Consider the following 14,839-nt stretch of genomic DNA (forward strand, 5'->3'; position numbering starts at 1 on the left):
TACAGTGTTTGTGACAATATTGAAAAAAAGCGGAGTTTAAGTAACTATTGGTCACAAATAAAATGATCTAAAAGAAGGGTTTTTTCTCTAAAAAAGAATAGGATGAACGATTGAAAGAGACTCTTTGTTTTGTGCATTGCCCTCCATCGCCGTTTTTTTGTACAATAGATTCAATGAAATGAGCAAGAGAGGTGAAGGCTGATGGCAGACAAAGCGTTTGGGTTACATGATGTTGTTGAAATGAAAAAGCCCCATCCATGTGGTGCCAATCGGTGGAAGGTCATTCGTTTGGGCATGGATATCCGTATTAAATGTGAAGGCTGCGGACACAGCGTGATGATCCCAAGAAGAGATTTTGAACGAAAAATGAAGAAAATTCTCGTCAAGCATGAGGAGCCAACTGCTTAAGTAGGCCTCATGCTTTTTTTATTAAATTTGTCTTTTCTACAGCAAAGCCAGGTGCAATTTCCCGTTTTGAAGCATTGATTTATTCTTTTTTACGATGTTTCTTCTATTGAAAATGCATGATGGTTAGCTTGTCTTTTCATGTAAACCTACTTATAATTGCTCTAGGTTCATATTACGCAGTATAACGAGCACGTTTGATATAGAGGAGATGAAAGAATGGCTTTAACAGCTGGTATTGTTGGCTTACCTAACGTCGGGAAGTCAACGCTATTTAATGCAATTACACAGGCTGGAGCGGAGTCTGCTAACTATCCGTTTTGTACCATTGATCCAAACGTCGGAATTGTAGAAGTTCCAGACGAGCGTTTACAAAAGCTAACAGAATTAGTGCAGCCGAAAAAGACAGTTCCCACTGCTTTCGAATTCACTGATATTGCGGGTATTGTCAAAGGTGCATCTAAAGGTGAAGGTTTAGGGAATAAATTCCTTTCTCATATTCGTCAAGTAGATGCGATTTGTCACGTGGTCAGAGCTTTTGCAGATGACAACATTACACACGTATCAGGTAAAGTTGACCCAGTGTCAGATATTGAAACGATTAATTTAGAATTGATTTTGGCTGATTTAGAAACGGTTGAAAAGCGTTTAACTCGTGTGAGTAAGCTTGCGAAGCAAAAAGACAAGGAAGCTGTAGCTGAATTTGATATTTTGGAAAAGCTGAAGGACGCATTTGAAGCTGGAAAATCTGCTAGATCGGTTGAATTTACAGATGAGCAGCAAAAGCTTGTGAAACAGCTTCATTTACTCACATCTAAACCAGTTCTTTATGTAGCAAATGTGAGTGAGGATGAAGTAGCGGATCATGACGGCAACGAATATGTTCAGCAAATCCGTGAGTTTGCTTCTGGTGAAAATGCTGAAGTCATCGTCGTTTGTGCGAAGATCGAGTCTGAAATTGCAGAGCTTGAAGGAGAAGAGAAGCAAATGTTCCTTGAAGAGCTTGGTATTAATGAGTCAGGGCTTGATCAGCTAATTAGAGCATCTTATTCTCTTCTAGGATTAGCTACGTATTTCACAGCAGGTGAGCAAGAGGTACGTGCTTGGACATTTAAAAAAGGAATGAAAGCGCCAGAATGTGCTGGAATCATCCACACAGACTTCGAGCGTGGATTTATTCGTGCTGAAACGGTTGCGTATGAGGATTTACTAGCTGGCGGAAGTATGTCTGCTGCTAAAGAAGCAGGAAAAGTTCGTCTAGAAGGTAAAGAATATGTAGTGAAAGATGGAGACGTCATTCATTTCCGTTTTAACGTATAGGTTCTTGTCATAGGCCAAGTGATTTGTTATAATATACAATTGTGAGTAATATAATTTATTGCTCCTTGCCCGTTTAGGGCCGCTTAGACCAAAAGGAGGTGCAATCAGATGAGAAAGTACGAAGTTATGTACATCATCCGCCCAACAGTTGACGATGAAGCTAAAAAAGCAGTTATCGAGCGTTTCAATAACGTGTTAACTTCTAACGGTGCGGAGATCACTGGAACAAAGGATTGGGGTAAACGTCGTCTTGCATACGAAATCAACGATTTCCGTGACGGTTTCTACCAAATCGTAAACGTTCAATCTGACGCTGCAGCAGTTCAAGAATTTGACCGCTTAGCTAAGATCAGTGACGATATCATTCGCCACATTGTTGTTAAAGAAGAAGTATAAATCATTGAAATATATATTTAAAGGTGGTCTTTCAATATGCTAAACCGTGTTGTATTGGTCGGAAGACTAACAAAAGACCCTGAGCTTCGCTACACGCCTAATGGTGCGGCTGTAGCCACGTTTACTCTAGCTGTGAATCGTACGTTTACGAATCAATCTGGAGAGCGTGAAGCCGATTTCATTAACTGTGTTACTTGGAGAAGACAAGCCGAGAACGTGGCTAATTTCTTGAAAAAAGGAAGTCTTGCCGGTGTAGACGGTCGTTTGCAGACAAGAAACTATGAAAATCAGCAAGGACAGCGTGTCTTCGTGACAGAGGTTCAAGCTGAAAGTGTTCAATTTCTTGAGCCTAAGAGCGGCGGTGCTGGTTCAGGTGGATACAGCGGCGGTGGCAATAGCGGAGGCCAGTATTATGGCGGGAGCCAAAATGATCAGAATCCATTTGGAAATGAACCAAGTCAAAATCCATATGGCAATCAAAACAACCAAAATCGTAATCAGGGAAATAGCTTCAATGATGACCCATTTGCGAACGATGGTAAACCGATTGACATCTCCGATGATGATTTGCCATTCTAATTGATCTGAAAAAATGACTAAAGGAAAGGTGTGAAAACAAATGGCAGGTGGACGCAGAGGCGGTCGTGCGAAACGTCGTAAAGTATGTTTCTTTACTTCTAACGGTATCACGCACATCGATTACAAAGATGTTGATCTTCTTAGAAAGTTTGTTTCTGAGCGTGGTAAAATTTTACCTCGTCGTGTAACAGGAACTAGCGCTAAGTATCAACGTAAATTGACATTAGCGATCAAAAGATCACGTCAAATGGCATTACTTCCATACGTTACTGGTGAGTAAGTCGTTGACTTAAAAAGCGGAGAGCCCCGAGCTCTTCGCTTTTTTTATTAAATAAAATAGATATTAAAAATTTAAACTGCTCAAGTGAAAATATATTAATTAGGTTTCCCATATTAGCATTTTTGTTTTATATTTAGGGTTTTCTATATTTTTGTTATATCTGTTGAGGAAAGATTGATTTAGATTTGCTGGGATATAACCTAGCCGTATCTTCAGTATATTTTCAATTACATACATTTTTTTGGTGGATAGTTTAAATTGTTCATCTTCTCCCTTCTGTGTATTTTTGCGAGTATTAGGCTCAAAAAAGAATGCTCTTGTTTTTCTAGCCTCTTTTAGAAGAAGTATCAGTTCCCATGTTGAAAATGTCATCAATTCTGGAGTTGTCATATTAAGATAGGCAGAATTGATTTCTCTATTTATTATCTGGATTCTTTCTCCGTCTTTTTGAATCTGATCTAGTGGTAAATTCATATCGCAAAAATCACAAAAGAAGAAATCCGTTTCTATATTTAGTTTTGTGCCACAGTATGGGCAGGTATTAGTCATTGTTTCTCCCCCAAGAAATATCTTTTATAAGAATTTTACCAGTAAACACTAAAAAGGAATACACACTAGATGGAATATTATTAACAAAATATTAGAGAATCGAATTATTAAGTCAATGTGAAGGGGAAGTATGTAAAAGTGACAGTTTATTCTATACAAATATGAGGTTGATCTGTCATATTGGTAGTCTAGAAAATAATTGTAGTCAGGGCGTGGGAAGATGATTGAATTTAAAAAGGTATCGATGCAATTTTCTGATGAGCGCTATGCCGTTCAATCTGTTGATTTGGAGATTCAGCAAGGTGAGTTTTTTGTATTGATTGGACCTAGTGGCAGCGGGAAAACGACGACATTGAAAATGATCAATCGTCTCATTACTTCAACAGAAGGTGAGATTTACATAAAAGGTCAAAAAATAAGTGATTATGATATGTATGAGCTGCGCTGGGATATCGGTTATGTTCTGCAGCAAATTGCGCTTTTTCCTCATATGACCATAGAAGAAAATATTGCTGTGGTGCCAGAGCTTAAGCAATGGAGCCGGAATGAGACCGATCAGCGTGTTGATGAACTCATGTTGATGGTCGGGCTTAATCCTGCTATGTATCGACATCGAAAGCCAGCAGAGCTTTCTGGTGGGCAGCAGCAACGTGTCGGTGTGGCACGGGCACTTGCAGCTGATCCTGAGATTGTCCTGATGGATGAACCTTTTAGTGCGTTAGATCCACTAACGAGGGAGAAATTGCAGGATGATCTACTTGATTTGCAGCGCCGTATTCAAAAAACCATTGTTTTTGTGACGCATGATATGCAGGAAGCTATGAAGCTGGGTGATCGAATTTGTGTGATGAATGAAGGAAAAGTAGTGCAGATCGGACGTCCTGAGGAATTGGTTCAGCAACCAGCCAATGCCTTTGTACAGGAGTTTGTCTCAGGGGCTGCCCATCATGTAGGACATCAAGCATTTGAGCTGGAAAACTTGGCGCAACCGATGGCTCACGAAGCTCTTTTATCCTTTGAGGCGGTCTCAGCACATGCCACACTGGATGAAGTCTTATCTCAATTGGCAAGGCACGAGGAATTGGCTGTAGAAAAGAATGGAGATCGGATAGGACTAGTGAACCGTCAAGCAGTGATTCAGTTTTTAGCTGATTCTCCTAGAGAGAGGGGCGATTCACATGAATGATTGGACTCGTGTGTTATGGGAACGAAAAGAACAATTGGGACACGCCTTACTTGAGCATATTCAAATTTCTTTTATCGCTTTATTTTTAGCGATTTTGATTGCCATTCCATTAGGTATCTATTTAACAAGGGTTCCAAAGCTAGCGGAGTGGGTCATCGGGGTGACGGCTGTCTTGCAAACAATTCCGTCGCTTGCACTGCTTGGCTTGCTGATTCCTCTCGTGGGGATTGGGCAAGTGCCTGCCATTATTGCGCTTGTGGTCTATGCCTTACTCCCTATTTTAAGAAATACATATACAGGCATTCAGGAGGTTGATCCTTCCCTGAGAGAAGCAGCGCTTGCTATGGGGATGAATCATCGCAAACGGTTATTAAAGGTGGAGCTACCTCTTGCGATGCCAGTGATCATGGCGGGTATCCGAACCGGGATGGTTCTCATTGTGGGAACCGCCACTCTGGCAGCACTGATCGGGGCTGGGGGATTAGGAAGCTTAATCCTGCTGGGAATTGATCGAAATGATATGTCGCTCATTGTCATTGGCGCGATACCAGCTGCCTTACTCGCACTCTTATTTGATGTGGTGCTGCGAACCTTTGAGAAAATTTCCTTTAAAAAGACGGTGATCTCTGTGACTGTTTTTGCTTTGATTGCAGGAGCAGTTGTCGCTTCCCCCTTGCTGTTTCAGCAAGAAAAGAAAGAAATCACCATTGGCGGGAAGTTAGGTTCAGAGCCTGAGATTTTGATTTCGATGTATAAGCTTTTAATTGAACAGGATACAGATATTCAAGTGAACCTAAAGCCCGGTCTTGGCAAGACGTCCTTTGTTTTCCAGGCTTTACGCTCTGGTGATATTGACATTTATCCTGAGTTTACGGGTACAGCGATTTCTGAATTCCTCAAGGAAACAGCAAAAAGCACAGATAAAAGAAAAGTGTATGAGCAAGCTCGGCGCGGATTAGAATCATCCTTTCAGCTCCGCCTTCTTGAGCCCATGGCATACAACAATACGTATGCTTTAGCCGTGCCGCAGTCACTGGCTGATCAATATGAGGTGTCTAACATTTCAGATCTAGGTAAGATCAAAAACCGCATAAAAGCTGGATTCACCTTAGAGTTTTCTGATCGTCAGGATGGGTATCGAGGCATTCAAAAAGCCTATCAATTTTCCTTTAACGATGTCGTGACGATGGAGCCGAAGCTTCGGTATCGAGCGATTCAAAAAGGGGATATCAATTTAGTCGATGCGTATTCGACAGATAGTGAATTGAGACAATACAAATTAAAGGTGCTTGATGATGATCAGCATGTTTTCCCGCCATATCAAGGAGCACCGCTGCTCAGGCAGGAGACATTAACTGAATTCCCTGAGATTGAGACCTCTCTCAATAAACTTGCGGGGCAAATCACAGACGATGAGATGAGAGAAATGAATTTTGAAGTCAATGTGAAGGGGAAGGATGCATTTCAGGTAGCGAAAGCCTATTTAAAAAAGAAAAAATTGCTGCAATAATCAAGGCAAAGCAGGGCTGTTTAAGGCAAAGCAGCTCTGCTTTTTTAAAAGAAAAAACAAAAATCATTGACATTTACTTAAAAACATCATATCCTTAATTCGAGATAAATATATTTTTTTGATCTAATATCTCGAATTCGAGATAATATAAAGACGTCAGTAAAGACATAATGAATAGAGGTTTATTACTTCATGATTAGGAGGTCATTAGAAGTGAAAAAAACAGAAGGAATTCACCATATTACAGCTATTGTGGGTCATCCTCAGGAGAACGTTGATTTTTATGCAGGTGTTTTAGGGCTTCGTCTCGTGAAGAAGACCGTGAATTTTGATGATCCGGGCACATACCATTTATATTTTGGAAATGAAGGCGGCTCTCCAGGGACCATTATTACATTTTTCCCTTGGCCGGGAGCACAAAAAGGTCAAATTGGTGCAGGTCAAGTGGGCGTGACGACATATGTCGTACCGACAGGCGCTTTCTCTTTCTGGAAGGATCGTCTTGAGCAGTTTAATGTTTCTTATGAAATGGTTGAACGTTTTGGTGAAGCTTTTCTCTCATTTGAAGATCCACACGGCTTATTGATTGAGCTAGTAGAGCGTGCGGAAGGAAAGCAAAACGAGTGGACATTTAACGGTGTCACACCAGATGTAGCGATTAAAGGATTTGGCGGAGCTGTTTTATTAACTTCGCAGCCGGAACAAACAATGCAGCTGCTAGAGCAAACGATGGGACTTGAAAGAGTCGGAGCAGAAGGAGACTATGTGAGATTCCGTTCGTTTGGCGAAATAGGCAATGTCATTGATGTGAACATCACACCTGTTCCACGAGGACGTATGGGTGTTGGAGTTGTGCACCATATTGCATGGAGAGCAACAGATGATCAGGACCAATTAGATTGGCAAAGACATATTGCACAAAGTGGGTATCAAGTGACACCGGTGCAAGACCGAAATTACTTCAATGCCATTTATTTTAGAGAACTTGGGGGCATCTTATTTGAGATTGCCACTGATCCTCCAGGGTTTGCACATGACGAATCAGTGGAAACAATGGGTGAAGCATTGAAACTGCCACCGCAATATGAGGCACAGCGCAGTCAGATTGAACAAATTGTACTGCCAATTGAAGTGAGAGAAGTTAAAGGGAAAGGAGATTCATGATGAAGCATCTTTTTCGAAAAGGAAAGAATGAACAAAGACCTGTCCTGTTATTACTGCATGGGACTGGCGGGACGGAAGAAGATTTATTGCCGCTTGCAGATTTAGTAGACTCTGATGCATCTGTTCTTAGTGTGAGAGGAAATGTATTAGAAAACGGCATGCCGCGTTTCTTTAGACGTTTGGCAGAGGGTGTATTTGATGAGCAGGATTTAATTGAGCGTACAGAGGAGCTGTATACATTTATCGGAGAAGCAGCCGATGAATATGGGTTTGATCGTCACAATGTGGTGGCAATCGGATATTCCAATGGGGCGAACATTGCTGGAAGCTTGTTATTCCATTATGGGGATGCTTTAAAAGGAGCCATCCTGCATCATCCAATGGTTCCAAGACGCGGGGTTTCATTGCCTTCATTAGCGGGGAAACAAGTCTTTATAGCAGCTGGTGAAAATGACCCAATGTGCCGTCCAGAGGAATCGCAGGAGCTGGAGCAATTGCTGCAGGGTGCAGGCGCATCGGTTACACTTCATTGGGAAAATCGCGGACATCAGCTAACGAGAGAAGAAGTCGATGCTGCAGCTTTATGGTATCGTCGTCAATTTTAAATAAGGTGGGGTATACAGGTGGGATTTTTACAGAAGCTTTTTGGGCAAAACAAACAAAAGGAGATGGATCAAATGGAAAACGTAAAATTAGCGATTATTTATTATAGTTCAACAGGTACAAACTATCAGATGGCGAAATGGGCTGAAGCTGGAGCAAAAGAAGCTGGCGCAGAAGTTAAGGTATTAAAGGTTGCTGAATTGGCACCAGAAGCAGTTGTAGCTTCAAATCCAGCATGGAAAGCACATTTAGACGAAACTAAGGATGTGCCAGAGGTTCAATTAAGTGATTTAGAGTGGGCAGATGCCATCATCTTTAGCATGCCGACACGTTTCGGTAACCTGCCAGCTCAAATGAAGCAGTTCTTAGATACGACAGGCGGCTTGTGGTTCCAAGGTAAATTGGCAAACAAAGCAGTCAGTGCGATGACTTCAGCTCAAAATGCAAATGGCGGACAGGAGCAGACGGTTCTCAGCCTTTATACGACAATGTTCCACTGGGGAGCAATTATTGCCGCTCCTGGATACACAGATGATTCCTTATACGGTGCAGGGGGCAACCCTTACGGTGTGAGTGTGACTGTTGACCAAAATGGAAAAATCCAAGAGGATGCAGAAGCAGCTGTGAAACATCAGGCAAAACGTACAGTGAATGTGGCAGAATGGATCAAAAAAGGTCAAAACGCTTAATAGATGTAATACAAAAAGAATGCAGCCTCGCCGCTGCATTCTTTTTTCATTAATAAGGATCTGATGGTGTGCTGTTGTTGATGGCTTCGTCCACGGCTTGAGCAGCGCCTGTAGAGCCGATAGGTCCGCTTGGCTGCTCTTGTTTATAGGCTTTTAAGCCGTCAGCGACACGCTTTCCGTAATCAGGGTCTGCTTTTGTAAAGTTTTCGATCATTTGGTCTTGAATGTCCTTTTGACATGTCGCAAGGGTGTTGACTAAGTTCTTAATCAGTTCCTCTCGCTCCCAATCATTAAAACGGCGATACGTTTCTCCCGCTTGTCCGAAGTTGTTTGGTCGGTCAATGGCTTCTCGTTTGACTTCACCCTCTACAAAAGGCGTATGATCCTTTCCATCCTGTTTGGCTTCTTTTAATCCCCCGAGGATCGATGGTTCATAATTCACATGGGGATTTTGCCCTTTGCCTTGATCGACATGGTATTCCATTTGGCCGTCTCTCTGATTGGTGGCGACATGCTTTTTCGGTGCATTGATCGGCAGCTGTAAATAGTTTGGTCCTACACGATATCGCTGCGTGTCAGAGTAGGAGAAGGTACGGCCTTGAAGCAATTTATCATCTGAGAAATCCAAACCATCTACGAGTACACCAGTCCCAAAGGCAACCTGCTCGACTTCTGCGAAATAGTTTTCAGGATTTTTGTTTAATACCATCCGTCCGATTGGTTTCCATGGATAGTCTTCCTTGTACCAAAGCTTTGTCGGATCAAGCGGATCAAAGTCGAGGTGAGGGTGGGCATCATCTTCCATGATCTGTGCATATACCTCCCATTCAGGAAAATCTCCTTGCTCAATGGCTTCATATAAATCCTGTGTGGCATGGTTAAAATTTTCTCCCTGAATCGCTTGCGCCTGTTCTTGGGTCAGATTGCGAATGCCTTGTTTCGGTTCAAAATGATATTTAACTAGCACCGCTTTTCCTTCATGATTTACCCATTTGTACGCATGGACACCTGAGCCTTGCATGTGGCGGTATGTCGCTGGAATGCCCCAAGGTGAGAAAAGAAAAGTCACCATGTGTGTCGCTTCAGGTGATTGTGAGACAAAATCAAATATGCGCTCGCCGTCCTGACGATTGGTGACGGGGTCAGGCTTGAAGGCATGAACCAAATCAGGGAATTTCAACGCATCTCTGATAAAGAAAATTTTCAGGTTGTTTCCAACGAGATCCCAGTTGCCTTCTTCTGTGTAAAATTTAATCGCAAATCCTCTCGGATCGCGTAATGTTTCTGGCGAATGCCCGCCGTGAATCACAGAAGAAAAACGTACGAAAACAGGCGTCTTTTTCCCTTTTTCCTGAAACAATTTCGCTCTCGTATAGGTGGAGATCGGTTCATCGCCGAATGTGCCATAGGCTTCAAAATAACCGTGAGCTCCGGCACCACGTGCATGCACAACACGTTCAGGAATGCGTTCACGATCAAAATGACTGATTTTCTCTAGGAAATCGTAGTTTTCAAGCGTAGTGGGTCCTCTATTCCCAACAGTTCTCATATTTTGATTGTCTGTGACGGGATGACCTTGCCGATTCGTTAAGGTTTCTTCTGAATCTGAAGATGGTTTAGGCTGTTGATCTTCTTTCAATTCGAATCCCTCCTTCAATATCTCCTTAACAATATGGTCATGTTGCTCCCTATTTCATACAAGGATTGATATAATGATTGAAAACTTTCACGAGGAGAGAGCCTGATGATTCGATTACACTGCCTTCACGCCCATCCATCCAATCAGTCATATATAGAAGATGTTTTTGGTGATACAGATGTTGATTTGCATTACACAGTCGATTCATCATTTATAGAACGCGCTACACAAGATCCTGCATTTGATCAACACAAGCAGCAAACGTATGCTATCAACAGATTAAAACAAGAAAGTGAAGCTGACCTCATTCTGCTTACGTGTACACAATACATTGCTGCTCTAGGTGATCAGCAGCACCTCTTTAAACAACCGATTGTTCCGATCGATGAACCGTTATTTGAGCTGATTTGTGAGAAAAAAGGGCCTCTTCAGCTTGTGTTTTCCAACCCAGATACAGTGGAGGGAACGATGCAGCGGCTTGATTCATATGCAAAAGAGCGGGGCAAACAGGTTGAAGTAGAAATGGTTGTGATGGAGGATGTCTTTCATCTTTGCCTAAACGGTGATATGCAAGCCTATGATGAACAAATCATGGAGCAGCTGAGAAAATGTATGAAGCAAAAAGGCAGAGATATTTGTGTGATGCAGCTTTCGATGGTTCATGCGGCACAGCAGATGGAGCGGGAGACAGGAGTTCCTATCATTCATCCGCTTTCTCCACTAAAACAGTTTGTCCATCAAACACTATCCGCTTGGAAAGAGTGAACCCATCAGGTTCGCTCTTTTTGTATAGGAATGTAAATGCGATGACATGTTAAAAAAATAACCGAGCGCAAACTATTTTTAAAAGGCGCGCGTCTATCCAATGTAAGAAATAACAGATGCGCATTTAAGATAAAGGAGCTCTTTGTAAAATGAAGAAACGAAAAATAGACGATCAATTTGCGGATTACGTCATGGAGCATAAACACAGTTTTTATCGGTTGTCCTATAGTTATGTCAAAAACCCGGAAGATGCTATGGATGTTGTTCAGGAGGCTATTCATAAAGCACTCAAATCTGTTCATCGATTAGAGGATGCGAGCAAGATGCATAGCTGGTTTTATAAAATCGTGGTGAACGCTGCCCTAGACTTTTTACGAAAGAAGAAGCGGGTGCAGGTGACAGATGATGATACGCTTGAATTCTTATCACAGGGCGAATCAGATGTATACGAGGATCAAGACGTCAAACGGGCTATAGAGGATTTGCCTGAGATGTATCGAGTCATCATTATTTTGAGATTCTTTGAAGATTTAAAATTAGAGGACATCGCCCAGATTCTCGATGAAAATGAAAACACCATTAAAACAAGATTATATAAGGCGCTGCGGCTTTTAAAAGTAGAATTATCACAGGAGGAAATATAAATGGATAAGTATTTGGAACATTTAAAAGATGAATATTTAGAAATCCCTATTCCACCGGAATATGATGCGATGATTGAACGAACGTTAAAAAGAAAAAACAAAAAACCTCATTTTCAGCAATGGACCATCGGACTTGTTGCAGCGGCTGCTCTTTTTGTCACAACTGTTAATGTCAGTCCACAGGCAGCAAGAGCGATTTCAGAAGTACCTATCATTGGCGAGCTGGTGAAAGTCGTAACGTTTACAGAATTTAAAAAGAGCGATCAAGGAACGAATATTGATCTTAAAACACCACACGTTTCAGGACTTGGGGACGAAACATTACAAGACAGCCTGAATCAAAAATATTTAGCTGAAAACAAAAAGCTGTATCAAGATTTTGAAAAGGAAACAAAGGGTTATAAAAATGGTCATTTAAGTGTTGAGAGCGGTTATGAAGTGAGAACGAACAATGATCAAATCCTTTCACTAGGCCGATACAAGGTGACGACTCAGGCTTCTGCGGCAGAGGAAATGACATATGATACGGTGGATAAGAAAAATCATGTCCTCATTACATTACCAAGTCTGTTTAAAGATGAACGTTATATTGATGTGATTAGTGAAAATATTAAAGAACAAATGAAGAAACAGATGAAAGAGGATTCAAACAAAATGTATTGGATTGGCAAGCAAGATATGGCGGATCCATTTAAGAAAATTAAGCCGGATCAAAACTTCTATATCAATTCAAAAGGGAAGCTTGTGATTTCCTTTAATGAATATGATGTGGCGCCTGGCTACATGGGTGTTGTTGAATTTACGATTCCAACAAGCGTGCTAAAGGATATTCTCGTTAGTGATACGTACATTCATTAAAAAGAAGACAGACAAAAAAGACTGCTGAATGATTCAGCAGTCTTGTCGTGTTTTATTAAGAAAGTGCGTCTGTCAATGCAGGTACGACTTGTTTCTTTCTTGATACAACACCTTTTAGTAAAGCTGTGTTGTTTTCAAGCGTGACGTTAAATGCTTTTTCTACTTTTGCTGCTTCTGCACCGAGTGCAAGAGCAAGGGAGTCATTTTCTAAAATGTCTGTGATGACTAAAACAAATAGATCAAGACCTTTTGCTGCAATGACTTCATTGATTTTCGCTTCAATGTCAGCCTGTCTTGCTGTCACTTCAGCGATATCTACTGTATTGACTTGCGCAATTTCCACTTTGCTTTTGCCTAGTGCGAATTCTTTTGCATCAAGTGTAATTAATTCTTGAACTGTTTTTTGGCTTAGATCAGCGCCTGCTTTCAGCATGTCTAGGCCATAAACTTCTGGATCTACCCCTGCGATTTTTGCAAGCTCATGCGCAGCATCAATATCTTGCTGTGTGCATGTTGGGGATTTGAATAGTAAGGAATCAGAAATGATCGCAGATAAAAGCAAACCAGCGATTTCCTTTTCAATCGTCACTTGGTTTTCTTTATACATTTTGTTTAAGATCGTTGCTGTACAGCCTACAGGCTCAGCACGATAGTAAAGAGGTTCACTTGTTTCAAAGTTGGCAATACGGTGATGGTCAATGACCTCAGTTACTTGTACTTGATCAATATCGCTTACACTTTGCTGGAATTCGTTATGATCGACAAGAATGACTTGCTTTGTTTCATTTGCAGCCGTTTCAATGAAACGAGGTGCTTCTTGTTTAAAGAAATCTAATGCGTATTGTGTTTCTCCATTGATTTCTCCAAGTCTGACGGCTTCTGCCTCAGTGCCGATTTTGTTTTTCAAATCAGCGTAAGCAATAGCAGAACAAATCGTGTCTGTGTCAGGATTTTTGTGTCCGAATACGAGTGTTTTTCCCATGTGAATTCTCCTTCTTACTTTTATTGATGATGTTTCTATTCTAACAGCTTTTGACCTTGAATTCAGGGTTTATAGCTAAGAATTATCTTAAAAATTGTAACATGCTGTTTGAAAACTTGCATGTACGATTCCATATCGGTGTTCCACGTGAAACGCTCCCAGAATAGCCTGCATTTTACTTGAGATTTGCCGCTATGGTAAAATAAAGGTTGGGGCAAGACATGATGGAGCTTACATCGTACGTATACATAGAAGTACACATTGAGCAAGATATAGACAAAAGGATTGGATAGAGGTGAAGGTGTGAAACAAACAAAAGCGTTAGTAGAGGGCGCAATCATGATGAGTATTTTCTCGGTCATGATGCTGTTTTATTTGTATGTGCCGCTATTATCCATTATTTTCTTTCTAGCTGCTCCGATTCCGATCATCCTCTATACAATCAGGCACGGCTTGAAAAAAGGAATTGCTGCTGGCGCTATTGGCATAGTGATCAGCTTTTTAATTGGGTCTATGGCTGGACTCATGAGTGCACCTATTCTGATTGCTGTCGGATTAGGCATGGGTTCTTTCTACAGCAGAAGGCAGCCTGGGAATGCCATCATTACAGGTGCGCTGATTTATTTATTCAGTTTTCTCATCTCCTTTGTTGTCAGTGTTCAGCTCTTTCAAATCGATATCATGAATATGGCGAAAGAGTCGATTGAGCAAATGATGCCGATGGTAGAGAGTGTTTTAAAGCAATCCGGGGCTTCTGAAAAGGACATAGCCAAACAGCTCAAACAGTTTAAAGAGATGCAGGATATGGCATTAAGTGCTTTACCTGTAGCGCTTTTGATCGCTGTTACTTTGATGGCTTTTGTGAATCATTGGTTCGTGCGGCCTTTGCTCAAACGGTTTGTTTCAGACATGCCGGCTTTGAAGAAATTTAAGGATATGCGGCTGCCAAAAAGCATGGTATGGTATTATTTACTCACATTGCTTTTGATGCTGATTCAGACGGAAAAAGGCAGCTTTTTATGGCTCGTTCAAACGAGTGCGTTTCAAATTTTATTTATACTGGTGCTTATTCAGGGATTTTCTTTTCTCTTCTATTATTGCCACGAAAAAAACATCTCAAAAGCCGTACCCATTTTCGCTGTCGTGTTAACGGTTTTCTTTCCGCCGATCGGTGTGATTGTGCGAATTATAGGGATTGCTGACATAGGCTTTGATTTAAGAGAAAAAGTAAAAAACAAATAATTCACTCTGAATGTTGAGGAGTTGATAT

Annotated in this window: 17 protein-coding genes; 14 read left to right on the plus strand and 3 right to left on the minus strand. The window is 41.4% G+C overall.

The genetic code is table 11. The features are described 5' to 3' along the window. Nucleotides 1-201 precede the first annotated feature (201 nt). The 5 genes from V6Z54_RS07440 to rpsR all read left to right on the plus strand — a co-directional run bounded on the left by V6Z54_RS07440 (nt 202) and on the right by rpsR (nt 2,980). Entirely contained in the window at nt 202-408 is a 207-nt protein-coding gene (locus tag V6Z54_RS07440) for a DUF951 domain-containing protein (RefSeq protein WP_008347561.1), read from the plus strand. A 216-nt stretch (nt 409-624) separates the two neighbouring features. Beyond that, on the plus strand, nt 625-1,725 hold the full coding sequence (ychF, locus tag V6Z54_RS07445) for a redox-regulated ATPase YchF (RefSeq protein WP_041089387.1): 1,101 nt from the start codon (nt 625-627) through the stop codon (nt 1,723-1,725). A 108-nt stretch (nt 1,726-1,833) separates the two neighbouring features. Then, a complete protein-coding gene (gene rpsF, locus V6Z54_RS07450) occupies nt 1,834-2,121 on the plus strand; it encodes a 30S ribosomal protein S6 (protein WP_024424058.1) in 288 nt (95 codons plus the stop codon). Between the two features lie 36 nt (nt 2,122-2,157). Continuing rightward, nucleotides 2,158-2,700, plus strand: coding sequence for a single-stranded DNA-binding protein SsbA (gene ssbA, locus V6Z54_RS07455; RefSeq protein WP_007497456.1), 543 nt, complete (start codon nt 2,158-2,160; stop codon nt 2,698-2,700). 40 nt (nt 2,701-2,740) lie between these two features. Next, the gene (rpsR, locus tag V6Z54_RS07460; RefSeq protein ID WP_008359105.1) at nt 2,741-2,980 is read left to right on the plus strand and encodes a 30S ribosomal protein S18; all 240 of its coding nucleotides are present in this window, start codon (nt 2,741-2,743) and stop codon (nt 2,978-2,980) included. 99 nt (nt 2,981-3,079) lie between these two features. Here the strand turns inward: rpsR and V6Z54_RS07465 are convergent, their stop codons facing one another. Then, nucleotides 3,080-3,529, minus strand: coding sequence for a hypothetical protein (locus V6Z54_RS07465; RefSeq protein ID WP_041089389.1), 450 nt, complete (start codon nt 3,527-3,529; stop codon nt 3,080-3,082). A 220-nt stretch (nt 3,530-3,749) separates the two neighbouring features. Between V6Z54_RS07465 and V6Z54_RS07470 the strand changes: the two genes are divergently transcribed. From V6Z54_RS07470 to wrbA, 5 genes are all read left to right on the plus strand, one after another. After that, nucleotides 3,750-4,715, plus strand: coding sequence for an ABC transporter ATP-binding protein (locus tag V6Z54_RS07470; RefSeq protein WP_338527857.1), 966 nt, complete (start codon nt 3,750-3,752; stop codon nt 4,713-4,715). Next, a complete protein-coding gene (gene opuFB, locus V6Z54_RS07475) occupies nt 4,708-6,225 on the plus strand; it encodes an osmoprotectant update ABC transporter permease/substrate-binding subunit OpuFB (RefSeq protein ID WP_269102968.1) in 1,518 nt (505 codons plus the stop codon). Before V6Z54_RS07470 ends, opuFB begins: the two co-directional genes overlap by 8 nt. A gap of 192 nt (nt 6,226-6,417) precedes the next feature. Continuing rightward, nucleotides 6,418-7,389: a ring-cleaving dioxygenase gene (locus tag V6Z54_RS07480; protein WP_039182911.1), complete on the plus strand. Its 972-nt coding sequence runs from the start codon at nt 6,418-6,420 to the stop codon at nt 7,387-7,389. Continuing rightward, complete coding sequence (locus V6Z54_RS07485) at nt 7,386-7,994, plus strand: alpha/beta hydrolase (protein WP_075612232.1); 609 nt, start codon at nt 7,386-7,388, stop codon at nt 7,992-7,994. Before V6Z54_RS07480 ends, V6Z54_RS07485 begins: the two co-directional genes overlap by 4 nt. A 72-nt stretch (nt 7,995-8,066) precedes the next feature. Then, on the plus strand, nt 8,067-8,681 hold the full coding sequence (gene wrbA, locus V6Z54_RS07490) for an NAD(P)H:quinone oxidoreductase (protein WP_034283654.1): 615 nt from the start codon (nt 8,067-8,069) through the stop codon (nt 8,679-8,681). 49 nt (nt 8,682-8,730) lie between these two features. On the opposite strand, the gene katX is transcribed toward wrbA, so the two are convergent. Further along, nucleotides 8,731-10,320, minus strand: coding sequence for a catalase KatX (gene katX, locus V6Z54_RS07495; RefSeq protein WP_338527858.1), 1,590 nt, complete (start codon nt 10,318-10,320; stop codon nt 8,731-8,733). A gap of 105 nt (nt 10,321-10,425) precedes the next feature. Between katX and V6Z54_RS07500 the strand changes: the two genes are divergently transcribed. The 3 genes from V6Z54_RS07500 (at nt 10,426) to V6Z54_RS07510 (ending at nt 12,587) form a co-directional block, all read left to right on the plus strand. After that, a complete protein-coding gene (locus tag V6Z54_RS07500) occupies nt 10,426-11,085 on the plus strand; it encodes an aspartate/glutamate racemase family protein (RefSeq protein ID WP_269102966.1) in 660 nt (219 codons plus the stop codon). Nucleotides 11,086-11,234: 149 nt separating this feature from the next. Further along, nucleotides 11,235-11,729 (plus strand): RNA polymerase sigma factor, encoded by a 495-nt coding sequence (locus tag V6Z54_RS07505; protein WP_034283625.1) that lies wholly within the window; start codon nt 11,235-11,237, stop codon nt 11,727-11,729. Next, nucleotides 11,730-12,587 carry a DUF3298 and DUF4163 domain-containing protein gene (locus V6Z54_RS07510; protein WP_041089401.1) on the plus strand — a complete coding sequence of 286 codons (858 nt, stop codon included), beginning with the start codon at nt 11,730-11,732 and terminating at the stop codon, nt 12,585-12,587. A gap of 55 nt (nt 12,588-12,642) precedes the next feature. Here V6Z54_RS07510 and V6Z54_RS07515 read toward each other — a convergent pair whose 3' ends face one another. After that, nucleotides 12,643-13,569 carry a manganese-dependent inorganic pyrophosphatase gene (locus V6Z54_RS07515; RefSeq protein WP_073979340.1) on the minus strand — a complete coding sequence of 309 codons (927 nt, stop codon included), beginning with the start codon at nt 13,567-13,569 and terminating at the stop codon, nt 12,643-12,645. Between the two features lie 303 nt (nt 13,570-13,872). Here V6Z54_RS07515 and V6Z54_RS07520 point away from each other — a divergent pair, with 303 nt between their 5' ends. Then, nucleotides 13,873-14,811, plus strand: a complete 939-nt coding sequence (locus V6Z54_RS07520; RefSeq protein WP_073979339.1) for a YybS family protein — start codon at nt 13,873-13,875, stop codon at nt 14,809-14,811. The last annotated feature ends 28 nt before the right edge of the window (nt 14,812-14,839 follow it).

Origin of the sequence: Bacillus sp. MAG717A (assembly GCF_036884855.1) — a bacterium.
Classification (GTDB): Bacteria; Bacillota; Bacilli; order Bacillales; family Bacillaceae; genus Bacillus; species Bacillus safensis.